The sequence below is a fragment of the Streptomyces sp. NPDC000941 genome (assembly GCF_053599555.1).
Window position 1 is genome coordinate 1 of record NZ_JBSFMM010000192.1, and the last position, 21,738, is coordinate 21,738.

Sequence of the window (21,738 nt, forward strand, 5' to 3'; positions counted from 1 at the left end):
CCCGCGCGACACGGTCGCGCGGGGGCCTTCGGGTCGGGCTGGGTCGGGTCAGGCGGGTGTGGTCAGCTCCGCGCCGCCGCCAACCGCTGCCGTACGTATCCGACCACCGCGAGCGCCGCCGTCAGCCCGGCCGAGAAGTACAGCTGGGTGCGGGTGTCGGACTCGCGGGTCATCAGCGCCAGTACGACGACCGTCCCGGCCAGCGCCACCCACGTCAGATACGGGAACAGCCACATCTTCACCACCAGCTTGTCGGGCGTCTCGCGCTCCAGCCGCCGGCGCATCCTCAGCTGCGAGACCGCGATGAAGCCCCACACGATCAGCACGGCCGCGCCGACCATGTTGAGCAGCCACTTGAAGATGGTGTCCGGCCACCAGTAGCTCAGCAGCACCGCGAAGAATCCGAAGGTGGAGGAGGCGACCACGGTCGCCCGGGGCACCCCGCCGCTGACCCCGCCGAGGACGGACGGCCCCTCGCCGCGCGCCGCGAGCGAGTACGCCATGCGGGAGGCGCCGTAGATGTTGGCGTTCATCGCGGAGAGCAGGGCCACCAGCACGATGACGTTCATCAGCTGACCTGCCGCCGGGATGTCGAGGTGCTCGAGCACGGCCACGTACGGGCCGTCGGTGACGACCGACGGGTCGTTCCACGGGATCAGGGTGACCACGACCAGCATCGAGCCCACGTAGAACACCGCGATCCGCCACATCGCGGTGCGCACCGCGCTCGCGACCCCCCGGACCGGATGCTCGGACTCCGCCGCCGCGATGGTGACCGTCTCGAGACCGCCGTACGCGAACACGGTGGCCGGCAGGCCCAGGACGAGGCCGTCGAGGCCGTTGGGCAGGAAGCCATGGGTCCCGGTGAGGTTGGCGGCGCCCGGGGCGTCGGTGCCGGGGAGCACGCCGAGGATGGCCAGCACGCCCAGGACCAGGAAGAGCGAGATCGCGGTGATCTTCAGCGCGGCGAACCAGAACTCGAACTCGCCGAAGTTGCCGACGGCCGCGAGGTTCGTCCCGCAGAAGATCACCATGAACAGGGCGACCCACATCCAGGACTCGGTGCCAGGGAACCACTTCACCATGATCCCCGCCGCGCCGATCGCCTCGGCCGCGATGCCCACGCACAGCAGCACCCAGAACGTCCACCCCACGGTGAACCCGGCCCACGGCCCGATCGACCGCTCGGCGTGTACGGAGAAGGAGCCGGAGGCCGGGTTGGCCGCCGACATCTCACCGAGCATGCGCATCACGAGCATCACGAGCAGGCCGGACAGCGCATACGCGATCACGATCGACGGCCCGGCGGCCGCGATGCCGGTGCCGGAGCTGACGAACAGGCCCGCGCCGATCACGCCCCCGAGGGCGATCATCGACAGATGGCGCTGCTTGAGGCCGTGGGACAGCGGCGCGCCGCCGGCCCGGCCGGTGCCGACCGCCTCGGCGTCGCGCTCCTGCGCGGAGGACGCGGAGGACGCGGGTGTCCGGTTCATGGGTCTGTGGTGTCCATTACATGAGGGGGTGCGAGTACGGGGGTGCTGCTGGGGGCAAAACGCCCTCAGTGTGAGGGCGGTGTCCGCTCACAACAACATTCGGCCGCAAGATGTCTGAATATCGGACGCTCATGTGACGCTGCGTACCCACTCCATCGCCCGGCAGCCGACTGCCGGAAGTCTCCAAGCGGGCCGGTGCGGCTTTGTCGCCCGCCGACCGTGATCGCGGACCTGCCCCCGGGTACCGTCACCGTGTCCCACACCGCCTTTCACCTCGGAGAACCGCCGATGAGCACCGCTTCTGCCGCCACCGTCCACCCGGGTACGGTCCTCGCGGACGTGATCTTCCCGGCCCGCCGGGCCCGGCCGGCCGCCTCGTCCGCCCCCTCCTCCCGGCAGGTTCTGGCCCGGGACGCGGCCCTGGTCGTCGGCGGCGCCGCGCTCACCGGCCTCGCCGCGCAGCTCTCCGTGCCCGTCCCCGGCTCCCCGGTCCCGGTGACCGGCCAGACCTTCGCCGCGCTGCTGGTCGGCACCTCGCTCGGCGCCGGGCGCGGCTTCCTCTCCCTCGCGCTGTACACCCTCCTCGGCATGGCGGGCCTGCCGTGGTTCGCCGAGGGCAGCTCGGGCGCCGCGATGCCGTCCTTCGGCTATGTGCTGGGCATGCTGCTCGCCTCGGCCGCGGTGGGCGCGCTGGCCCGGCGCGGCGGGGACCGCGGGGTGCTGCGCACGGTGGGCACCATGGCGGTCGGCTCGGCGATCATCTACGCCGTCGGCGTCCCCTACCTCGCGCTGGCCGCGGACATCTCCCTCGGCCAGGCGGTAGCCGCGGGCCTCACGCCGTTCCTGATCGGCGACGCCCTGAAGGCCGCACTGGCCATGGGCGCGCTGCCCACCGCCTGGAAGCTGATCGGCCGCCGAGGCTGAGGGGCTTCGCGCGGGGGTTCGCCCCGCTCCCGTACGCACTCAGGCGCCGGACGAGATGGCTCGTCCGGCGCCTGAGTCATGCGGTGGGGAGAGATGCCCCTGAGGACGCCCCTGAGGACGCCCCTGAGGACGCCCCTAAGGGAGCACCGATTCCTTCGACTTGCTGTCGGCGCCCTCCGTGGCGCCCTCGCTCCGGGCCCCGGGGAGCAGGTCGCGGATCAGCGAGAAGGCCACGACCACCACGGCCACCGCCGCGGACAGCAGCACCTGCTCGCGTCCGTCCTTGTCGGTGAGCATGTAGACCAGCACGAACGAGATCATCGCGATCGTCGCCCAGGTCAGATACGGGAAGAGCCACATCCGGACGACCAGTTTGTCCGGGTTCTCGCGCAGGATGATTCCGCGCATCCTCAGTTGGGTGAAGCAGATCACCAGCCAGACGAACAGCGCGACCGCGCCCGAGGAGTTCAGCAGGAACTGGAAGACCGTGTCCGGCCACTGGTAGTTGAACCAGACCGCGACGAAGCCGAAGACGACCGATCCGAGGATCGCGGTCTGCGGCACCCCGCGCGAGGTGGTCTTCGCGAAGGCGGCCGGCGCGTCCCCGCGCCGGCCGAGCGAGAAGGCCATCCGGGAGGCGGTGTAGAGGCCGGAGTTCAGACAGGACAGCACGGCGGTCAGCACGATCACATTCATGACCTGGCCCGCGTGCGGGATGCCGATCGAGTTGAGCGCGGCGACGTAGCTGCCCTTCGACTTGTCCGCGATCCCCGGGTCGTTCCACGGCAGCAGGGTCACCACGACGAAGATGGAGCCCAGGTAGAAGACGGCGACACGCCAGATCACGCTGTTGGTCGCCTTGGTCACCGCCCGCTGCGGGTCGGCGGACTCACCGGCGGCGAGGGTGACGATCTCGCTGCCCATGAAGGAGAAGACGACCAGCAGCACACCGGTGAGAATCGCCCCCGGGCCGTGCGGCAGGAACCCGCCGTGGTCGGTGAGGTGCGCGAAGCCCGCCCCCTCGTTGTCCGAGCCGGGCAGCACTCCGAACACGGCCAGCCCGCCCACCACGATGAACGCGGCGATCGCGACGACCTTGATCCCGGCGAACCAGAACTCGAACTCGCCGTAGGAGGAGACCGAGACCAGGTTGGCCGCGGTCAGCACCACCATCACGATCAGTGCCCAGCCCCACTGCGGCACATCCGGCATCCAGCCCTCGAGGATCTCGGCGCCCGCGGTCGCCTCGACCGCCAGCACCACCACCCAGAAGAACCAGTAGAGCCAGCCGATGGAGAATCCGGCCCAGCGGCCGAGCGCCCGGTCGGCGTAGGCGGAGAAGGAACCCGAGGAGGGGTTGGCGGCGGCCATCTCGCCGAGCATCCGCATCACCAGGACGACCATCAGGCCGACCAGCGCGTACGAGATGAGGATGCCGGGCCCGGCCTTGGCGATACCGGCGCCGGAGCCGACGAACAGCCCGGCGCCGATCACCCCGCCGATCGCGATCATCGACAGATGGCGGTTCTTGAGACCGGCCTTGAGGCCGTCGTTCGGGGCACCTGGGCCGGAGGATCCGGCCGTCGCCTCGGCCGTATTGGTCGCAGGTTGTGCGCTCATGCTCGATCCTTTGCTCTCGGGTGACGAGCGACGCCAGTGAAACTCAGGGGCACGATCAACTGAACCTTTGATTCCGGATTGTTACCCGAGGTTTCTCTGGGTTTCGTTGGTGCTACGGAGGGCTTCCGCAACTCGTACCCCGGGCGGTGGCGACCACACGGCCGTGTCACACTCGGGGCATGCGCGTGTACCTCGGCTCCGACCATGCCGGTTTCGAACTCAAGAACCACCTAGTTGACTGGCTTCGGGCGGCCGGCCACGAGCCCGTCGACTGCGGGCCCCACATCTACGACGCCCAGGACGACTACCCGCCGTTCTGCCTGCGTGCCGCCGAGCGGACCGCGGCCGACCCGGACAGCCTCGGCATCGTGATCGGCGGCTCCGGGAACGGCGAGCAGATCGCCGCCAACAAGGTCAAGGGTGTGCGCGCAGCGCTGGCCTGGAGCGAGCAGACCGCCGAACTCGGCCGTGAGCACAACAACGCCAATGTGATCAGCGTCGGCGCCCGGATGCACACGCAGGACGAGGCGACCAAGTTTGTCGAGATTTTCCTGAACACCCCGTACTCGGGTGAGGAGCGTCACACCCGGCGCATCGAGATGCTCTCGGCGTACGAGGCCACCGGCGAGCTGCCGCCGATCCCCGCCCACCACCCGCAGCAGGGCTGATGGCCTGATGCCCGAAGGGCACACCATCCACCGGCTGGCCGCCGACCACAGTGAGCTGTTCGGCGGCCGGCCCGTACGCGCCAGCAGCCCGCAGGGGAAGTTCGCCGACGGCGCGGCGCTGATCGACGGGCAGGTGCTGGAGCACGCCGAGGCCCACGGCAAGCACCTCTTCCTGGGCTTCCCGGCGACCGGCTGGGTCCATGTCCACCTCGGCCTGTTCGGCAAGGTGGGCCTCGGTCCGGCCCCCGCCCCGCCGCCCACCGACACCGTACGGCTGCGGTTGGCCACCAAGGAGGCGTACGCGGACCTGCGGGGCCCGACCGCCTGCGCGCTGATCACCGACGACGAGAAGCGGGCGGTGCACGACCGGCTCGGCCCGGACCCGCTGCGCCCCTCGGACGACGGGGACCGCGCCTGGGCCCGGGTCTCCCGCAGCCGCACCAGCGTGGCCGCGCTGCTGCTCGACCAGAAGGTGGTCGCGGGGGTCGGCAACGTCTACCGCGCCGAGGTCCTGTTCCGGCACGGCATCGACCCGTACCGTGCGGGCCGCGATCTGAGCCGCGCCGAATGGGACGCGATCTGGGCGGATCTGGTGGCGCTGATGCGCGAGGGCGTACGGAACAACCGGATCGACACGGTCCGCCCCGAGCACACCCCCGAGGCGATGGGCCGCCCGCCGCGCGTCGACGACCACGGCGGCGAGGTCTACGTCTACCGCCGGGACCGACAGCCCTGCCATATCTGCGGCGGCGAGGTGCGCACCGCGGACCTCGCCAACCGCAATCTGTTCTGGTGCCCGAACTGTCAGCGCCATTAGGCCCCGTGGGCCCCGCAGGCTCGCGGGCGCGGTCAGAAGGTGTGCGGGAGCCAGGGCGCGATATCGCTGCGGAAGGCGGCCGACGCCTCCGCCAGCGCGCCCTGGCGCAGCTCCTGCACGCGGCCGGCGCCCGCCAGCGCGGACAGCGAGGTCCCGCCGAGGTACGCCGCGCCCAACTCCCGTACGTCCAGCCGCAGCCCGGGCTCGTCCGACGTCCGCTCACAGCTCGCGCCCTTGGCGTCCCCGGTCAGCCGCCAGCGCCCCTCGTTCCATGGGCAGAAGGCGTCGGTGACCTCCAGGACCACATCCACCGGCAGGGCGTACGTCCGCGCCTCGAGCGCCGCGCCGACGTCCACCGGGCGCACGTACAGGTCGTCGCGCAGCAGGATCTGGCAGCGCCGGATATCGGAGACCATGTGCTGCCACGGATCGTCGACCGGTCGGCGACCGATGCGAATCTTGCAGGTCAGGTCGATATCGAAGAGAAAGCGCCACAGTGCGCCGCGGGACGCCGGGTCCAGGGCCTCCAGATCGCGCACGATCACCACGCCCTTCGGTACGGCCAGGTCCCAGTCCGGGTTGACCGCGAAGCGCACATAACCGGTGACCTCACCGTCCCGCTCGGCCAGTACGCACCGCAGCGGCGAGGCGCCCGCGCGCTCGCTCGGCGGGTCGAGCAGCGGCTTGCGCTCCCAGCCCGGGCGCCGCTCCAGCATCCCCGGCCGGGCGGTCACCAGACGGGCGTAGACCGCCTCACACGCCTCCAGCGCGGCCTCGGACGCCACGGCGCGCAGAACAACCTCGTCGGTCCCCTCCGGGACGGTCAGGCCCACCCGCGCGGTGTCGATCTCGGCGAGCGCGGCCCGGGTGGCCTCGCCGAAGCCGAACCGGCCGTAGATCTGCGGCTCCGACGCGGTCAGCACCGCCAGCGGCTCGCCCGCGGCGCGTACGTCGTCCAGCAGGCGGCGCATCATGGCGCGCAGCACCCCGCGCCTGCGGTGCGTCGGCTGCACACCGACCGTCGTGACCCCGGCCGCCGGTACCACGGCGCCGCCCGGCACCGACAGCCGGAAGCTGAACAGCCCCGCCGTCCCGACGATCTCCTCGCCGTCCCACGCCCCGATCGAACGCTCACATTCGGTCAAATCGCGGTCCAGGGCGCGCTCCTCCGGCGACACCTGGGCCCCGCCGAAGGCGAGCATCAACGTCTCGTACCACTCGTCCCAGTGGGATGGGTCGAGCACACGCAGCTCCATCGTCATATTCCCATCCCTAGCAGCGGATTCCGGCACAGGCGAACGAATTTCGCTTACGATTGCCCACTCCGGTGGGTGGTTCGACGCGCCACGAATCGACGCGCGTCCGAACGGGTGGGTAGGGTCCCGATGCAATGACTGGCGGCGTAGACACTCCAACGGCCCGGCTGCGCAAAGCGCTGCACCGGGCTCGCACTGGCGTGCGCAAAGCCGGGGTCGACTACTTCCGCGGCGGCGGCTCGGACCGGCTCGCCCTCATCGTGCTGCTGCTCTCCGTCCCGGCCATCGCCTTCGGCACCATCGCCCAGCCCGACTGGTGCGCCCCCGCCGCCCTCGTGCTGCCCATCGTCGCGGGCGGCCTGGTGCTGCGCCCGGCCAGCCTCCTCGCGCTCTACGGGGCGGCGGCCACCGCCCTCATCATCGAATCCGCCATCCTCGGCCCCTACACCCAGCAGGACACCTCCGACCGGGTCACCCCGGGCACCATCCTGGTCGTCGCGGCCGTCGGCTTCTTCGGCCTGCTCATCGCCCAGTTCCGTAGCCGTGTCGGGGTGCCCTGGCGGCGCGGCGGCACCATGCTGTTCGACCTGCGCGAACGCATCCGCGTACAGAGCAAGCTGCCCGGTCTGCCCGGCGGCTGGCACCGTGAGATGGCGCTGCGCCCGGCCGGCGGGCAGTCCTTCTCGGGCGACTTCGTCGTCGCGGCCCGTACGAACGGCGGCCGCACCCTCGAAGTCGTCCTCACCGACGTCTCCGGCAAGGGCATGGACGCGGCCTCCCGCGCCCTTCTGCTGTCCGGCGCCTTCGGCGGCCTCCTCGGCTCCCTGCCGCCCCATGGCTTCCTCCCGGCCGCCAACGGCTATCTGCTGCGCCAGGACTGGGACGAGGGCTTCGCGACCTCCATCCACCTCGTACTCGACCTCGACAGCGGCGATTTCGAGCTCTTTTCCGCCGGACATCTGCCCGCGCTCCAGCTGAGCGCGGGCACCGGCAAATGGGAGGAGAAGACCGCCGACGGCCCGCTGCTCGGCGTCTACGACGGCGCCCAGTTCGACCCCACGAAGGGCACGCTGCGCCCCGGCGACGTCCTGATGCTCTTCACCGACGGCCTCGTCGAGACCGCCGACCGCGACATCAGCGAAGGCATCGACCGCCTGACCGGCGAGGCCGACCGCTATGTGGCGTCCAACTTCCACGGCGCGGCATGGCATCTGATCGAGACGGTCGCCAAGGACGTCAACGACGACCGGGCGCTGCTGCTGATCTGCCGCCAGTAGCCCGGCGCTTCCACCCCCTCCGGGCCCCCGGGTGCCTTCCGCCCCTGCCAGGGGCTCTCAGGGCCGTCCCAGGGCCGCGACGGGCCCTTTCCCGGCCTGCTGCCCCGCGGCGCCATGGCCGGGGACGGGCAGCGGGAGGCAGGCGGCGGGGGACAGACGGGGGATAGCCCCACCCCGGAAACGGCGGCAGCCGTCATGGCTCAGGCACCCCGCTGATCCGTACGTTCGAGGCATCGACAACGACCTCGGAAGGGCGGAGACCATGCGGCTGCGGAAGCGGCGCGAAGAACGGCGCGCGGAGCGCCGGGAGGCGGGGCGGGAGGCGATCGGCGGCGCGCAGGGCGTCGCCGTCGAACTGCGTGGTGTGCGGCGCCAGTACGGGCGCGGCTCGCGCGCCGTGCACGCCCTGCGCGGTATCGACCTCACCCTCCCCCGGGGGAGCTTCACCGCCGTGATGGGCCCCTCGGGTTCCGGCAAGTCCACGTTCCTGCAGTGCGCCGCCGGCCTCGACCGGCCGACCGCGGGTTCGGTCCGGCTCGGCGGTACGGAGATCACCGGCATGAGCGAGAACAAGCTCACCGCGCTGCGCCGCAGCCGCCTCGGCTTCGTCTTCCAGTCCTTCAACCTGCTGCCCTCGCTCACCGTGGAGCAGAACGTGGTGCTGCCGATGCGGCTCGCGGGCGCGCGCCCCGACCGCGCCCGGGCCCGGGCCGTGCTCGCCCAGGTGGGGCTGCACGAGCACGCCAGGCGCCTCCCGGGCCGGCTCTCCGGCGGGCAGCAGCAGCGGGTGGCGATCGCCCGCGCGCTCGTCACCAGCCCCGACGTCGTCTTCGCCGACGAGCCGACCGGCGCCCTCGACACCGGCACCGCCGCCGAAGTGCTCGGACTGCTGCGGCAGGCCGTGAACGCGCTCGGCGCGACCGTCGTCATGGTCACGCACGACCCGGTGGCCGCGAGCTACGCCGACCGCGTGCTCTTCCTCGCCGATGGCTCCCTCGCCGACCGCATGACGCGCGCCCCCGCCCAGGAGATCGCCGCCCGGATGGCCCGCCTCACGGCCCGTACGGCCGCCGACGTGCCTGGTATGCCGATCCGTACGGCGAGCGTGCCGGCCGGTGCGCCCGCCGTGGTGCCCTCGTGCGGGGAGATCGTCCCATGAGGCTGCTGGGCAACGGTCTTGCCCGTGCCGCCGTCCGCTTCAAGCCCGCCGCCTTCGCGGGCACGTTCATCGCCCTGATGCTGGCCGCCGCGATCGTGTCGGCCTGCGGGATCCTGCTGGAGTCCGGGCTCCGGGCCACGGTGCCGCCCGGGCGCTATGCGAGCGCCCCGGTCGTGGTCGCCGCGGAACAGCGCGTGGGGGACCGGGACGAGTCGGAACCCGCCCCCGACCGGGTCCGCCTCGACGCCTCGCTCGTCGCCACGGCCGCCCGCACGCAGGGCGTCGCCGCCGCGCCCGACTGGAGCTTCCCGGTCCAGGGCGGCGGCGCCTCCTGGACCGCCCATGGCTGGGGCTCGGCCCCCTTCACCGGGGTCGCACTCGGCTCCGGCGCGGCCCCGCGGAAGGGCGAGGTCGTACTGGACCCGGCCGCAGCCCGCGCGGCGCACGTACGCGTGGGCGGCCGCGTCACCCTGACCGCGGCCGACGGGGACCACCGCTTCCGGGTCGTCGGTATCACCCGTACGGGCGACGCCCAGGACTCCGGGCCCGCCGTCTGGTTCACCGACCCCCAGGCGGGGACCCTGTCCGGCCACCCCGGCACCGTCGACGCCGTCCTCGTCCGCCCCGGACCCGGCACCTCACCCGGCGCCCTGGCGGCCGACCTCGAACGCGCCCTCAAGGCGGTGCCCGCCGCCCGTGTGCACACCGGCGACGGGCGCGGCGCCGCCCAGGAGCCCGGTCTCGACGGGGCCAAGGAGGTGCTGGAGGGCATCGGGGGCTCCTTCGGCGGAATCGCCACCATGGTCGCGATCTTCACCACTGCCGGTACCACCGCGCTCTCCATCGGCCAGCGCGGCCGCGAGATCGCGCTGCTGCGTGCGGTCGGCGCCACCCCGCGCCAGATCCGCCGGTCCATCGCCACCGAGGCGCTGCTGGTCGCCCCGCTCGCGGGCGCGCTCGGCACGCTGCCCGGTATGGCGCTGGCGCACTGGTGGTTCGGAGAACTCCGGGACCGGGGCGCGATCCCGGCCGGGGTGGAGCTCGCGGTCTCCTGGATCCCGCTGGTCAGCGCGGTCGGCGCGGGGCTGCTCGCCGCGCTGCTCGCGGGCTTGGCGGCCGCCCGCAGACCGGCGCGGATCAAGCCGGGCCAGGCGCTCGGCGAGGCGGCGGCCGAGCCGTTCCGCCCGGGGGTGATCCGCACGCTGCTGGGCATCGCGGCCCTGGCCGGCGGCGGTGTGCTGACGGGCGTGGCGGCCGCGGCGTCGGGGGACGACGCGGCCAACGCCGCGCTGGGCGTGGTGATGCTGTTCATGCTGGCCGTCGGGCTGCTCGGCCCGTTCGTCGCCCGCGGCTGCGCCTGGCTGGTCGGCCTGCCGCTGCGGGCGGGCCGGGCCCCGGCCGCCCTGGCCGCCGCCAACGCCTGGGCCAACGCCCGCCGCCTGGCCTCGGCGATCACCCCGCTCGTGCTCGCCATGGCCTTCGCCTCGACGCTGGTGTTCATGCACACCAGTGAGGCCCATGCGACGGACGGGCAGCGGCGCGCGGGCCTCGTCGCCGACCACGTCCTCTCCGCGCCCGGCGGTCTGCCCGCCGACGCCGTGGCCCGCGCCGGCTCCGTCCGGGGAGTGGCGTCGGCGGTCGGGGTGCTGCGCACCGGCGTCCTGGTGCCCAGGGGCTCGGGCGACGGTGCGTGGCTGGAGAACGCGTCGGCGCAGGGCGTCTCCGGGACCGGCCGCGACCTGGCGGCGGTCCAGGACCTCGACGTCCGTACGGGCAGCCTGGACGGGCTGGGCCGCGGCACGGTGGCCGTGGACGCGAGCCTGGCATCCGCGGCGCATGTGAAGGTCGGCGACCGGCTCCGGCTGCACCTGCCGGACGGCACGGCCGTCGCGCCGAAGGTCGTCGCGACGTACGGGCGGGGGCTGGGCCTGGCGGCGGTCACACTGCCCCGCGCGGCGCTGGCCACCCATGTGACCTCGGCCTTCGACAGCCATGTGCTGGTACGGGACGGCAAGGGCGCCGACCCGGCGGCCGTCGCGGCAGGGCTCCGCCCCCTCGGCGAGGTCACCGGACCCGGCGGCTATGCGGCGGCCCGGGACAAGGAGGACGAGCTCAACGTCTGGGCCAACACCGTCATGGCCGCGGTCCTCGGCGGCTTCGCGGCCGTCGCCGCCGCCAACACGCTGGTGATGACCGTCCTGGACCGCCGCCGGGAGCTGGGCATGCTGCGGCTGATCGGGTCGACGCGGCGGCAGGTCCTGGGGATGGTGCGCTGGGAGGCGCTGCTGGTGGTGATCGCGGGGGTCGTGCTCGGCACGGCGATCGCGCTGGCGACGCTCGTCCCGATGGTGCGCGGCCTGACCGGCGAGGGCCCGTATCTGCCGCCGCTGACGTACGGGGGGTTCGCGGGCGCCGCGGTGGCGCTGGGCCTGCTCGCGACGGGGCTGCCCGCCCGGGCGGTGCTCCGCCGCGGCCGGGCCGGCTGAGGCGGGGGGACGGGAGGCCGGAGACGGCGAAGGCCGCGCCGGGGCCGTGTACGACGGTCCTGGCGCGGCCTTGTGCCGTGCTCGGGTCGGGCGGGCTGCCGCTCGGATACGAGGCGGTCAGGCCGCCGTGGTGGTGCGCTTACGGGCCTGGTCGGCCGGGTCCTTCCGGAAGGCCCAGATCATCTTCGGCTCCATCACGAACCGGAAGGCGCGCTGTACGGGCAGGGTGCACAGCAGCGTGATCACGGTCGCGGCGACGATGGTGACGACGATCTCGCCCAGCGGCTCATGCGTCCACGGGTTCTCGTCGTACCAGCCCCAGAAGCGGGAGCCCTTGGCGAGGAAGCCGTGCAGCAGATATCCGTACAGGGTTCCGGCGCCCAGGGCGGTGAACCACATCCGGCGCCGCGGCACCCAGGCGAAGAAGCAGAAGACCAGCACCATCGAGCAGCCGAAGAGCGCGAGAGTCATCACCGGCCCGGTCCACGGCGCCGCGGCCAGCTCCTGAACGCTGTCGCGGCGGTAGAACCACGCCGAGTTCATCCGGGGGCCCGCCCAGTAGGCGAACACGAACGAGCAGGCGAACACCGGCAGGGCCAGGATCCGCATCCGGCGCCCGCGCAGCTTCTGGAAGTGCTCCGGCTTCATCTGCAGCCCGACCACGAAGAACGGCAGGAACTGCAGCACCCGCTGCAGATCGAGGTCGTCACCGATGTCGGGGGAGACCGAGGCGAGCGTCGCGATGGCCAGCGAGAGCGGGATGGGCCAGCGGATGATTTTCCAGATCGGGGTGGTCATCCGCCAGACGAACAGCGCGATCAGGAACCAGGTGAGGTACCACGGGTCCAGCAGGCTGAAGTCGTACGTGGGGTCGTCGTCCGCCCAGCGCTTGAAGAAGGTGTACGCGATCTCGAAGACCAGATACGGCACCGCGATACCGGTGATGAGCCGCTTGAGCCGGTCGGGCCGCATGTCGAAGCTGCGCGAGAAGTAGCCGGAGATGAGGATGAACGCCGGCATGTGGAACGTGTAGAGCGTCATGTAGAGCGCTTCGGCGGTCCGGCTGTAGTCCGTCAGCGGCTCCCACGAATGGCCCATGGCGACCAGGACGATCGCGAGGTACTTGGCGTTGTCGAAGAACGCGTCCCGCTGTTTGGGCTTGGACCCGGTCGGGGCGGTCGGCGGACCCGTCTGATGCCCTGCTGTGTCGCGGTGCGGTGTGGGGGGAGTGGGCTCCGCCTCCCGGGCCGGGGGGAGCGGGGCCCGCTGATAACCGTGCGGGCGCAGGGAGTTGGTCACAGGCCCTCCCACCATGAACTGGGGGAGAGAACCCGGGACCACACTGCGCGCCGGGGAGTGATGGCAGTGTGGAACATCTGAGGCACGATAGCCCCGAAACCTCTATTGCGTAAAACCTCGTTCAGTTCTTTGTTGCCTATCACATACATGGCAGACGCATACATCTGTGCAGGCTAAGTCGACAAAGCGATCCGAGCGGACCGCATGGCGCCCTCAGGGTGCCCGATCTGTCGGGTTTCATCCCGCTTAAATGGCGACATATGACCCGCAGGCGGCTCTGGCGGAATGTCTGGTTCATTGGTGCTTTGTCGTTACGCGCCGACTCGTGGAAACGGGCTCGCCGCACATTTGGAATTTCCCGCCGGACTATGTGATCAAGTCCAATTCTGATCGTCGGGCAGGTCCTCGAATTGTGGGCGGCCTCACGAGTGCCGGGCTCGTCCGGCGCCGCATCGACGGGCCCCTCAGTGGGTAGATGAGCTGCGGGGCGACGGGCCTGCGGTTCCCGCCACGCGGCTCCAGCGCGGCGGGAGTTGATGGCACGATGGTGTTGCGGGGGTGTGCGAGGTCGCGTGCTTCCGGGCCGGTGAGATGCGTAGCGACCGAGGGTGTGTGATCAGGCGTGGTCATATCTGTGTCTTTGGTGGTGCTGGTGGGCATCATCCTTGTGCTGATGGTGCGCAACGGCAAGATCACCTGGGGGCCGGCTCTCGTGGCGGCGCTCTTCGGCTTCTTGCTCGCATCGTCCGACCTGGCGCCGAACATCCAGGACTTCCTCGACTCGGTGACGCACTCGATCAGCGAAATCGACATCTGACCCGAAGGACCCCCGGGGTCCATGAGACGGGTCCCGGACCCCGCGTAAGGTCAGGACCTGAGAAACGCATACGGCCCGGCGCCGGGAGAAACCCCGAGCAACCGGGCCATGAGGCATGGAGCGGGCGACGGGAATCGAACCCGCGTAGCCAGTTTGGAAGACTGGGGCTCTACCATTGAGCTACGCCCGCCTGTGCCGCCGCCTCGCCGGATGTCCCGGGCGCGACCGCTGAGCGTGATCGCTCGACCCGCGGCACGGGAAGCATCGTAGCGGGTCCGCACCACATCCCGCACACCCTTGCCCACCAGTCGAAAAAGCGGCAGCCGGGGCCTGCGCGGGCATGTACCCTACGTGTCGCACCGGCGGGGTGTGGCGCAGCTTGGTAGCGCGTCCGCTTTGGGAGCGGAAGGTCGTCGGTTCGAATCCGGCCACCCCGACCACCATCACGTTTGTCATGAGCGCAAGATCGCATTGTGGGCCGCGTCATGCGTGCGGTTACTATGCAAGCTGCGTCGTCTGTGACTTTCTCTGCCGGGCGCGATCCGCTGAAACGCACGACGGCAACGCAGCAGAACACCAAGAAGTCAGCCCCAAGGAGACCGAACCGTGAAGAGCGCCGTGGAGACCCTGAACCCGACCCGGGTTCGGCTCACTGTCGAGGTGCCCTTCGAGGAGCTCAAGCCCAGCCTCGACGCGGCGTACAAGAAGATCAACCAGCAGGTCACGGTGCCCGGCTTCCGCAAGGGTAAGATCCCGGCCCGTGTCATCGACCAGCGGTTCGGCCGCGGCGCCGTGCTGGAGGAGGCCGTCAACGACGCGCTCCCGAAGTTCTACACCGAGGCGGTCAACGAGGGTGAGCTGAACCCGCTCGGCCAGCCCGAGGTCGACATCACCGAGCTCAAGGACAACGAGCTGCTGGCCTTCACCGCCGAGGTGGACGTACGGCCGACGGTCGAGATCCCGGACTACTCCGGCATCGAGGTCACCGTCGACTCCGTCGAGGTCTCGGACGAGGACATCGACAAGGCCGTCGAGCAGCTGCGCGACCGCTTCGCCACCACCAGCGCGGTCGAGCGCGCCGCCGCCGAGGGCGACATCGTGGTCGTCGACCTCGAGGCCAAGGTCGAGGGCGAGGTCCTCGAGGACGGCGTGGCCAACGGCGTCAACTACACGATCGGCTCCGGTGAGCTGCTCGAGGGCATCGACGAGGCGGTCACCGGCCTGGAGGCCGGCGGCTCCGCCACCTTCACCTCCGAGCTCAAGGGCGGCTCCGCCAAGGGCAAGGAGGCCGAGGTCTCGGTCAAGGTGTCCGAGGTCAAGGCCCGCGAGCTGCCCGAGCTGGACGACGACTTCGCCCAGCTGGCCAGCGAGTTCGACACCCTCGAGGAGCTGCGCGGCGACACCCGTACGCGCCTGGAGCGGTCGAAGAAGTTCGACCAGGCCACCCAAGCCCAGGAGAAGGTGCTGGACGCCCTGCTGGAGCTGGTCGAGGTCCCGATCCCCGAGAAGCTTCTCGAGGACGAGATCCAGACCCGTAAGCACAACCTGGAGCACCACCAGCTCGGCCAGATGGGTCTGACCCTCGACGCCTACCTGGAGATGCAGGAGAAGACCGCCGAGGAGTTCGAGGCCGAGCTCAAGGAGCAGGCCGAGAAGGGCATCAAGACCCAGTTCGTGCTCGACGAGCTGGTCAACAAGGAGAAGCTGTCCGTCGGCCAGGAGGAGCTCACCGAGCACCTGATGCGCCGTGCGCAGTCCTCCGGTATGAGCCCGGACCAGTTCGCTCAGGCCGTCGTCGAGGGCGGCCAGGTGCCGATGCTCGTGGGCGAGGTCGCCCGGGGCAAGGCCCTCGCGGTCGTGGTCGAGGCCGTCAAGGTGGTCGACGACAAGGGCGAGACGGTCGACCTGGACGACGACGAGGATGAGACCGGCGAGACCGTCGAGGCCACCTCCGAGGAGTCGGCCGCCGAGGAGTCCGGCAACGAGGCCGAGCAGGCCGCCGAGGCCGACAAGGGTGAGGCCGACAAGGGTGAGGCCGACAAGGGTGGGGACAAGGCCGAGGGCTGATCGCCCGGCCGCCCTCCCCAGCCCGCATACGAACGGGTCCGAACGTCTGAGCGCGTCCGGGCCCGTTCGTGGTTCCACGGGCCCCTGGCGGCCCCTGGGCGGCCTCCGCGCCCCGTTGGCGGCGCCCCCGGCCTCGTAAGCCCGCGCCCGGCCCCCGCCGAGCCCCGCCACCGGCCGGAACCTGCGCTCAGAGCGAACAGTTCCTGATGCGGGATGGCCGCCGCCGACCAGCGCGTTAGGGTCCGTAGATACGAGGGCAGGGGAGTCCCACGAGCCCGCCGGAGCGTACCGGCGGTTACGCCCCCGCGTCCCAGAAGAAGACGCTGAGACGGCCAGTCGCCGTCAGAGACGAGCAGGTGGATACGTGACGAATACGATGCCTTCCGCCGCCGGCGAGCCGACCTTCGGAGGCCTCGGCGACCAGGTCTACAACCGGCTGCTCGGTGAGCGGATCATCTTCCTCGGCCAGCCGGTCGACGACGACATCGCCAACAAGATCACCGCGCAGCTGCTGCTCCTCGCAGCGGAGCCGGACAAGGACATCAACCTTTACATCAACTCTCCGGGCGGCTCGATCACGGCCGGCATGGCGATCTACGACACCATGCAGTACATCAAGAACGACGTGATCACCATCGCCATGGGCCTCGCCGCCTCGATGGGTCAGTTCCTGCTGAGCGCGGGCACCCCCGGTAAGCGCTTCGCGCTGCCGAACGCCGAGATCCTGATCCACCAGCCGTCCGCGGGCCTTGCGGGCTCCGCGTCGGACATCAAGATCCACGCCGAGCAGCTGCTGCGCACGAAGAGGAAGATGGCCGACCTCACCGCCTTCCACACCGGCCAGACCGTTGAGCAGATCACGCGCGACTCGGACCGCGACCGCTGGTTCTCGGCCGAGGAGGCCAAGGCGTACGGCCTGGTCGACGAGGTCATCGCCTCCGCGGCACACATCCCGGGCGGTGGCGGCACCGGGGCCTGAGCCGCCCGCTCCCAGCCGACCCAGCCCACTGCTCATCACCAGGACGGTGCATGTGAACACCCAGAACTTCCCCGGCAGGGGCCTGTACGCCCGCCACGACGGCCCGCAGGCCGAGGCCCGCTATGTCGTCCCGCGCTTCGTCGAGCGGACCTCCCAGGGCATCCGGGAGTACGACCCGTACGCGAAGCTTTTCGAAGAGCGCGTGATCTTCCTCGGCGTGCAGATCGACGACGCCTCCGCCAACGACGTCATGGCGCAGCTGCTGTGCCTGGAGTCGATGGACCCCGACCGTGACATCTCGATCTACATCAACTCGCCCGGCGGCTCGTTCACCGCGCTGACCGCCATTTACGACACGATGCAGTTCGTGAAGCCCGACATCCAGACGGTCTGCATGGGCCAGGCGGCCTCCGCCGCGGCCGTGCTGCTCTCCGCCGGCACGCCCGGTAAGCGGATGGCGCTGCCGAACGCCCGCATTCTGATCCACCAGCCGTACAGCGAGACCGGCCGCGGTCAGGTCTCCGACCTGGAGATCGCGGCCAACGAGATCCTGCGGATGCGTTCGCAGCTCGAGGAAATGCTGGCCAAGCACTCCACGACGCCGATCGAGAAGATCCGCGACGACATCGAGCGGGACAAGATCCTCACGGCCGAGGAATCGCTGTCGTACGGTCTGATCGACCAGATCGTCTCGACCCGCAAGACGTCGGTGGGCCTGGGCTGAACTCCGGTATCGGCGCCCCCCTTGTACCGAGTAGGGCCAAGGGGGGCCCGAACCGGGCCCTGGGCAAGGTACCGTCATAGGGGGCTGGGGTCGGCCCCCGGTAACAGAAGCAGAAAGCGCAGCGCAAGCACCCGGATTCGCGAAACTGAGCGGATCCAAGGCGAAGGGGAATCACCTCGTGGCACGCATCGGTGACGGCGGCGACCTGCTCAAGTGCTCGTTCTGCGGGAAGAGCCAGAAGCAGGTGAAGAAGCTCATCGCGGGCCCGGGTGTGTACATCTGCGATGAGTGCATCGATCTCTGCAACGAGATCATCGAGGAAGAGCTCGCCGAGACCTCCGAGGTGCGCTGGGAGGAACTTCCCAAGCCGCGTGAGATCTACGAGTTCCTCGAGGGCTATGTCGTCGGCCAGGAGGCCGCGAAAAAGGCGCTTTCCGTCGCGGTCTACAACCACTACAAGCGGGTTCAGGCGGGCGAGAACAGCGCCCACAACCGGGACGACGGCATCGAGTTGGCGAAGTCCAACATCCTGCTTCTCGGCCCGACCGGCTCCGGTAAGACCCTGCTGGCGCAGACCCTCGCCCGGATGCTGAACGTCCCCTTCGCCATCGCCGACGCCACCGCCCTCACCGAGGCGGGCTATGTCGGCGAGGACGTGGAGAACATCCTCCTGAAGCTGATCCAGGCCTCGGACTACGACGTCAAGAAGGCCGAGACGGGCATCATCTACATCGACGAGATCGACAAGGTGGCCCGCAAGAGCGAGAACCCCTCGATCACCCGTGATGTCTCCGGCGAGGGCGTTCAGCAGGCGCTGCTGAAGATCCTGGAAGGCACCACCGCCTCGGTGCCGCCGCAGGGCGGCCGCAAACACCCGCACCAGGAGTTCATCCAGATCGACACGACGAATGTGCTGTTCATCGTGGGCGGTGCCTTCGCGGGTCTGGAAAAGCTCATCGAGTCGCGGGCCGGCGCCAAGGGCATCGGCTTCGGCGCCACGATCCGCTCCAAGCGCGAGATCGAGGCGAGCGACCAGTTCCAGGAGGTCATGCCGGAGGACCTGGTGAAGTTCGGGATGATCCCGGAGTTCATCGGCCGCCTCCCCGTCATCACCTCCGTCCACAACCTGGACCGCGAGGCGCTGCTGCAGATCCTCGTCGAGCCGCGGAACGCGCTGGTCAAGCAGTACCAGCGGCTCTTCGAACTCGACGGCGTGGAGCTCCACTTCGACCGCCCCGCCCTGGAGGCCATCGCCGACCAGGCGATCCTGCGCGGCACCGGCGCGCGCGGCCTGCGCGCCATCATTGAAGAGGTCCTGATGTCGGCGATGTACGAGGTGCCGTCCCGCAAGGACGTCGCCCGCGTCGTCATCACCGAGGACGTCGTCCACTCCAACGTCAACCCGACCCTCGTGCCGCGCAGCCGCGGCAGCGAGTCGGGCGAGCGCCACGAGAAGAGCGCGTAAGGCTGCCGCAAGGCGCTGTAGGACGCGAGGAGGGTCACGGGTTTCCCCGGGACCCTCCTCGCGTCCTGTGGGCCTCAGCGCCTCTCAGGCGGCCTGGCGCCCAGGAGGTCACGATGGGGGTCACGACACGTCGTCGAGCGCGCCTGCCTTGACCCTCGATATGAACGCCCGCAGCGTGCGTCGTGTCGTCACCAGGACGACGTCGGGCTCGTCGCTCTCGCGGAGCAGGACCGCGCCGTCGCCCGCGGCGGCGACGTAGACGCAGGATGAAGCTTCTTCGCTGTACGTGGACTTCCGCCAGCCGAGCGTGGACAACGCCATCTCCCCTTCAGATCTCCTGTGCGATGCGCCGCTCAGGCGGGCTGGCGCTGTCATCCCATGTCGTCGAGCGCGCCTGCCTTGACTCCCGATATGAATGCGTACAGCGTGCGCCGGTTCGTCGTCAGGACGACATCGGGCTGGTCGCTCTCGTGGAGCAGGACCGCGTCGTCGCCCGCGGCGGCGACGTAGACGCACGCGTTGCCCTCGCTGCAGAACGACGATCGCTGCCAGTCAGGCTGAGGCATGTTCCATTCCCCTACAGGCTCTGCATGATGCCGAAGATGAAGTCCCGCGAATCCTGCTCCTTCAGAGCGACGGCGTCCAGCCGTTCGAAGAGCCCTCGGTATTTGGTCAGCTCCCCCTCGGTATCCACCATCACCGGCCCATGGGACTGGTCCAACTGCACGGTGTCGAGCTGGGCGACGGGCCCGTCCGCGTAGCAGATCGACTGCCCGGAGCCTGGATAGGCTCCGGCGTCGAACGGGATCACCAGAACAGAGACATGCTCCCGCTCGCCCATCTCCAGCAGATACTCGAGCTGCCGACGGGCCACCTTGGGGCCGCCGAATTTCATCCGGAGCGCCGCCTCGTGGACGATCGCGTGGTACGGCACCGGGGCATCCCGGTAGAGCACTGCCTGCCGCTTCGCCCGGAACGACACCCGGTGCTCGATCTCCGGCGGCGACAGCTTGGTCACCCCGTGCGTGAAGACCTCGCGGGCATGCTCTGTCGTCTGCAACAGGCCGGGGATGTGGGCCGTGTACGCCGTGCGCAGCCGCACCGCGTGATGCTCCAGCTCGGCGAGGTCGAGCAGGCCGGACGGCAGAGTGCCCCGGTACTCCTCCCACCAGCCCCGGTGTCGTTCACCTGCCATCTTCGCCAGGGCGTCGACCAGCTCGTGGTCCGGGCAGTCGTAGTTGCGCGCCATCACCCGTACGCGCTCCGCGCTCACGCCGAACCGGGCCGACTCGATGTTGCTGATCTGGGTCTGGTTCGTACCGAGCAGGCGTCCGGAGTCGGTTGAGCTCATTTCCGCGCGCTCGCGGAGTCTTCGCAGTTCGGCCCCGAGGCGCAGCCGACGCGCGGTCGGCGCCGGTCTGGCGGTCATCGTCCCGTACTCCTCGTCCATCCACGGCGCCCGCCTGTCACCCACACGAGCGTGTTTCTAACGACTTGCGCGAGAGCGGCTAATAACTCATGCAGCCACCCTACGGTGTGAGGCAAGCCACTCAACTGGCCCGCCGCACAACGCGGAAGCGCACCGGCCTGCCCGACTGCAGCGAGGGGACGGCAACGACACCGCGCGGCGCCAGCCAATTCCACCTTCTGCCAGGAGACTTCCATGCCCACCGTATCGCCGCAGGCCCGTTGCCTGGAGCCATCCAGCCAGCCGTGGACCTACTCGCTCCGCCTGCCCCACGACGCCCGGGCCGCCCGCGTCGCCAGGGCCACCCTCCGCGTCGTACTCCACAGCCACGGCATGACCGGGCTCGCCGACACGGCCGAGCTGCTGACCAGCGAAATGGTCACCAACGCCCTCCACTACTCAGACGGCCCGGCACAGCTCCGCCTCCGCAACATGGAAGAACACCACCTCCGGGTCAGCGTCTGGGACTCCAATCCACGCATCCCCAGCCCCTTCCACACCCCACCCGGCCCGCTCACCCACCACAGCGCACTCACCGAGGCGGCCGACACCGCACGCGCCACCCATGGACGCGGCCTCCTCCTCGTCCGCCTGTGCGCGGACAACTGGGGCGGCTACCCGCTCACCGACCACCACTCCGGCACCAGCGGAAAGCTCCTGTGGTTCGAACTCACCCCACACCACGACGCCTTCGGCATCGCGGCTTGAGTGCTGCGCTTCGCCTGCGCCTGTGCGCCGTCTCGCGGCATTCGGTTCGGGCGGGTGCGGGTTTCGTCTCGGACCCTTCGGGTCCAAAGCGCCAGCAGGAGGGGGGAAGGGGGCGGCCGGCCCGATGTCCCGGTTGCTCGGCCCGGCGGGTGGCTGAGGTTGGGGCTCTCCACCCACCCCCTCATAAATAGTCGCTTGATGCAGTACTTGATGCAGAGCAAGCATCTTTTTAAGAGCAGGCGGGGGGAGGGCCCGAACCGGACCGACGCCCACCGCTCCGGGCGACCCTCCGCCGTTCCGCCGCCCGTGGCCGGTGAGGGCCCGTTGGGCTGGACGGCGACGATGCCTCCGGCCCCCTCCCCTTCCCGCTGTTGGCCGCTGTGCGCCGAAGGCGCGAGATGATGCCCGCACGCGGCGTCCGGACCATGCCGTCCAGACGATGGCTTCGGAATCGCTGCCTGACTTTGCGGTGAGTATGAGACGGCGACACGCCGACGCGACGGCGTGTCGC

19 protein-coding genes and 2 tRNA genes are annotated in these 21,738 nt (G+C 70.3%); 13 read left to right on the forward strand and 8 right to left on the reverse strand.

Features of this window, described 5'->3' with window-relative positions:
• Window positions 1–62 precede the first annotated feature (62 nt).
• On the reverse strand, window positions 63–1,493 hold the full coding sequence (locus ACWDSL_RS40645; RefSeq protein ID WP_450493100.1) for an amino acid permease: 1,431 nt from the start codon (window positions 1,491–1,493) through the stop codon (window positions 63–65).
• A 288-nt stretch (window positions 1,494–1,781) separates the two neighbouring features.
• Between ACWDSL_RS40645 and ACWDSL_RS40650 the strand changes: the two genes are divergently transcribed.
• Window positions 1,782–2,417 carry a biotin transporter BioY gene (locus tag ACWDSL_RS40650; protein ID WP_450493101.1) on the forward strand — a complete coding sequence of 212 codons (636 nt, stop codon included), beginning with the start codon at window positions 1,782–1,784 and terminating at the stop codon, window positions 2,415–2,417.
• A gap of 135 nt (window positions 2,418–2,552) precedes the next feature.
• On the opposite strand, the gene ACWDSL_RS40655 is transcribed toward ACWDSL_RS40650, so the two are convergent.
• The gene (locus ACWDSL_RS40655) at window positions 2,553–4,037 is read right to left on the reverse strand and encodes an amino acid permease (protein WP_450493103.1); all 1,485 of its coding nucleotides are present in this window, start codon (window positions 4,035–4,037) and stop codon (window positions 2,553–2,555) included.
• A gap of 179 nt (window positions 4,038–4,216) precedes the next feature.
• Between ACWDSL_RS40655 and ACWDSL_RS40660 the strand changes: the two genes are divergently transcribed.
• Window positions 4,217–4,705 (forward strand): ribose-5-phosphate isomerase, encoded by a 489-nt coding sequence (locus ACWDSL_RS40660; RefSeq protein ID WP_014179664.1) that lies wholly within the window; start codon window positions 4,217–4,219, stop codon window positions 4,703–4,705.
• 7 nt (window positions 4,706–4,712) lie between these two features.
• Complete coding sequence (locus ACWDSL_RS40665; RefSeq protein ID WP_450493104.1) at window positions 4,713–5,522, forward strand: Fpg/Nei family DNA glycosylase; 810 nt, start codon at window positions 4,713–4,715, stop codon at window positions 5,520–5,522.
• A 32-nt stretch (window positions 5,523–5,554) separates the two neighbouring features.
• Here ACWDSL_RS40665 and ACWDSL_RS40670 read toward each other — a convergent pair whose 3' ends face one another.
• Window positions 5,555–6,784, reverse strand: a complete 1,230-nt coding sequence (locus ACWDSL_RS40670; protein WP_450493106.1) for a GNAT family N-acetyltransferase — start codon at window positions 6,782–6,784, stop codon at window positions 5,555–5,557.
• A gap of 128 nt (window positions 6,785–6,912) precedes the next feature.
• On the opposite strand from ACWDSL_RS40670, the gene ACWDSL_RS40675 reads away from it, so the two are divergent.
• The 3 genes from ACWDSL_RS40675 (at window position 6,913) to ACWDSL_RS40685 (ending at window position 11,700) form a co-directional block, all read left to right on the forward strand.
• Window positions 6,913–8,055: a PP2C family protein-serine/threonine phosphatase gene (locus ACWDSL_RS40675; protein ID WP_450493107.1), complete on the forward strand. Its 1,143-nt coding sequence runs from the start codon at window positions 6,913–6,915 to the stop codon at window positions 8,053–8,055.
• A gap of 262 nt (window positions 8,056–8,317) precedes the next feature.
• Window positions 8,318–9,214, forward strand: a complete 897-nt coding sequence (locus tag ACWDSL_RS40680) for an ABC transporter ATP-binding protein (RefSeq protein ID WP_450493109.1) — start codon at window positions 8,318–8,320, stop codon at window positions 9,212–9,214.
• The gene (locus ACWDSL_RS40685) at window positions 9,211–11,700 is read left to right on the forward strand and encodes an ABC transporter permease (RefSeq protein ID WP_450493111.1); all 2,490 of its coding nucleotides are present in this window, start codon (window positions 9,211–9,213) and stop codon (window positions 11,698–11,700) included. Before ACWDSL_RS40680 ends, ACWDSL_RS40685 begins: the two co-directional genes overlap by 4 nt.
• 117 nt (window positions 11,701–11,817) lie before the next feature.
• Here the strand turns inward: ACWDSL_RS40685 and ACWDSL_RS40690 are convergent, their stop codons facing one another.
• Window positions 11,818–12,999 (reverse strand): acyltransferase family protein, encoded by a 1,182-nt coding sequence (locus ACWDSL_RS40690; protein WP_450493113.1) that lies wholly within the window; start codon window positions 12,997–12,999, stop codon window positions 11,818–11,820.
• 622 nt (window positions 13,000–13,621) lie between these two features.
• On the opposite strand from ACWDSL_RS40690, the gene ACWDSL_RS40695 reads away from it, so the two are divergent.
• Window positions 13,622–13,816 (forward strand): hypothetical protein, encoded by a 195-nt coding sequence (locus tag ACWDSL_RS40695; protein ID WP_385610751.1) that lies wholly within the window; start codon window positions 13,622–13,624, stop codon window positions 13,814–13,816.
• Between the two features lie 116 nt (window positions 13,817–13,932).
• On the opposite strand, the gene ACWDSL_RS40700 is transcribed toward ACWDSL_RS40695, so the two are convergent.
• A tRNA-Gly gene (locus ACWDSL_RS40700) sits at window positions 13,933–14,006 on the reverse strand.
• A gap of 173 nt (window positions 14,007–14,179) precedes the next feature.
• Between ACWDSL_RS40700 and ACWDSL_RS40705 the strand changes: the two genes are divergently transcribed.
• The 5 genes from ACWDSL_RS40705 to clpX all read left to right on the forward strand — a co-directional run bounded on the left by ACWDSL_RS40705 (window position 14,180) and on the right by clpX (window position 19,051).
• Window positions 14,180–14,256 (forward strand) — tRNA-Pro (locus ACWDSL_RS40705).
• Between the two features lie 166 nt (window positions 14,257–14,422).
• A complete protein-coding gene (tig, locus tag ACWDSL_RS40710; protein WP_450493115.1) occupies window positions 14,423–15,883 on the forward strand; it encodes a trigger factor in 1,461 nt (486 codons plus the stop codon).
• Window positions 15,884–16,247: 364 nt separating this feature from the next.
• A complete protein-coding gene (locus tag ACWDSL_RS40715; RefSeq protein ID WP_043487611.1) occupies window positions 16,248–16,862 on the forward strand; it encodes an ATP-dependent Clp protease proteolytic subunit in 615 nt (204 codons plus the stop codon).
• A gap of 52 nt (window positions 16,863–16,914) precedes the next feature.
• Complete coding sequence (locus ACWDSL_RS40720; protein WP_450493117.1) at window positions 16,915–17,586, forward strand: ATP-dependent Clp protease proteolytic subunit; 672 nt, start codon at window positions 16,915–16,917, stop codon at window positions 17,584–17,586.
• A 178-nt stretch (window positions 17,587–17,764) separates the two neighbouring features.
• The gene (clpX, locus tag ACWDSL_RS40725; protein WP_450493119.1) at window positions 17,765–19,051 is read left to right on the forward strand and encodes an ATP-dependent Clp protease ATP-binding subunit ClpX; all 1,287 of its coding nucleotides are present in this window, start codon (window positions 17,765–17,767) and stop codon (window positions 19,049–19,051) included.
• A 120-nt stretch (window positions 19,052–19,171) separates the two neighbouring features.
• On the opposite strand, the gene ACWDSL_RS40730 is transcribed toward clpX, so the two are convergent.
• The 3 genes from ACWDSL_RS40730 to ACWDSL_RS40740 are packed head-to-tail and all read right to left on the reverse strand — an operon-like array spanning window position 19,172 to window position 20,480.
• Window positions 19,172–19,372 (reverse strand): DUF397 domain-containing protein, encoded by a 201-nt coding sequence (locus ACWDSL_RS40730; RefSeq protein ID WP_450493121.1) that lies wholly within the window; start codon window positions 19,370–19,372, stop codon window positions 19,172–19,174.
• Window positions 19,373–19,422: 50 nt separating this feature from the next.
• Complete coding sequence (locus ACWDSL_RS40735; protein WP_450493123.1) at window positions 19,423–19,617, reverse strand: DUF397 domain-containing protein; 195 nt, start codon at window positions 19,615–19,617, stop codon at window positions 19,423–19,425.
• Between the two features lie 11 nt (window positions 19,618–19,628).
• Window positions 19,629–20,480, reverse strand: a complete 852-nt coding sequence (locus ACWDSL_RS40740) for a helix-turn-helix domain-containing protein (RefSeq protein WP_450493125.1) — start codon at window positions 20,478–20,480, stop codon at window positions 19,629–19,631.
• A gap of 234 nt (window positions 20,481–20,714) precedes the next feature.
• Between ACWDSL_RS40740 and ACWDSL_RS40745 the strand changes: the two genes are divergently transcribed.
• The gene (locus tag ACWDSL_RS40745) at window positions 20,715–21,227 is read left to right on the forward strand and encodes an ATP-binding protein (RefSeq protein ID WP_450493126.1); all 513 of its coding nucleotides are present in this window, start codon (window positions 20,715–20,717) and stop codon (window positions 21,225–21,227) included.
• Window positions 21,228–21,738 lie beyond the last annotated feature (511 nt).

Coding starts and splice junctions, on each gene's coding strand:
- ACWDSL_RS40685 (WP_450493111.1), top strand. CDS start 9,211: ATGAGGCTGCTGGGCAACGGTCTTGCCCGTGCCGCCGTCCGCTTCAAG.
- ACWDSL_RS40665 (WP_450493104.1), top strand. CDS start 4,713: ATGCCCGAAGGGCACACCATCCACCGGCTGGCCGCCGACCACAGTGAG.
- ACWDSL_RS40670 (WP_450493106.1), bottom strand. CDS start 6,784: ATGACGATGGAGCTGCGTGTGCTCGACCCATCCCACTGGGACGAGTGG.
- ACWDSL_RS40740 (WP_450493125.1), bottom strand. CDS start 20,480: ATGACCGCCAGACCGGCGCCGACCGCGCGTCGGCTGCGCCTCGGGGCC.
- ACWDSL_RS40660 (WP_014179664.1), top strand. CDS start 4,217: ATGCGCGTGTACCTCGGCTCCGACCATGCCGGTTTCGAACTCAAGAAC.
- ACWDSL_RS40730 (WP_450493121.1), bottom strand. CDS start 19,372: ATGGCGTTGTCCACGCTCGGCTGGCGGAAGTCCACGTACAGCGAAGAA.
- ACWDSL_RS40745 (WP_450493126.1), top strand. CDS start 20,715: ATGCCCACCGTATCGCCGCAGGCCCGTTGCCTGGAGCCATCCAGCCAG.
- ACWDSL_RS40735 (WP_450493123.1), bottom strand. CDS start 19,617: ATGCCTCAGCCTGACTGGCAGCGATCGTCGTTCTGCAGCGAGGGCAAC.
- ACWDSL_RS40645 (WP_450493100.1), bottom strand. CDS start 1,493: ATGAACCGGACACCCGCGTCCTCCGCGTCCTCCGCGCAGGAGCGCGAC.
- ACWDSL_RS40675 (WP_450493107.1), top strand. CDS start 6,913: ATGACTGGCGGCGTAGACACTCCAACGGCCCGGCTGCGCAAAGCGCTG.
- ACWDSL_RS40680 (WP_450493109.1), top strand. CDS start 8,318: ATGCGGCTGCGGAAGCGGCGCGAAGAACGGCGCGCGGAGCGCCGGGAG.
- ACWDSL_RS40650 (WP_450493101.1), top strand. CDS start 1,782: ATGAGCACCGCTTCTGCCGCCACCGTCCACCCGGGTACGGTCCTCGCG.
- ACWDSL_RS40655 (WP_450493103.1), bottom strand. CDS start 4,037: ATGAGCGCACAACCTGCGACCAATACGGCCGAGGCGACGGCCGGATCC.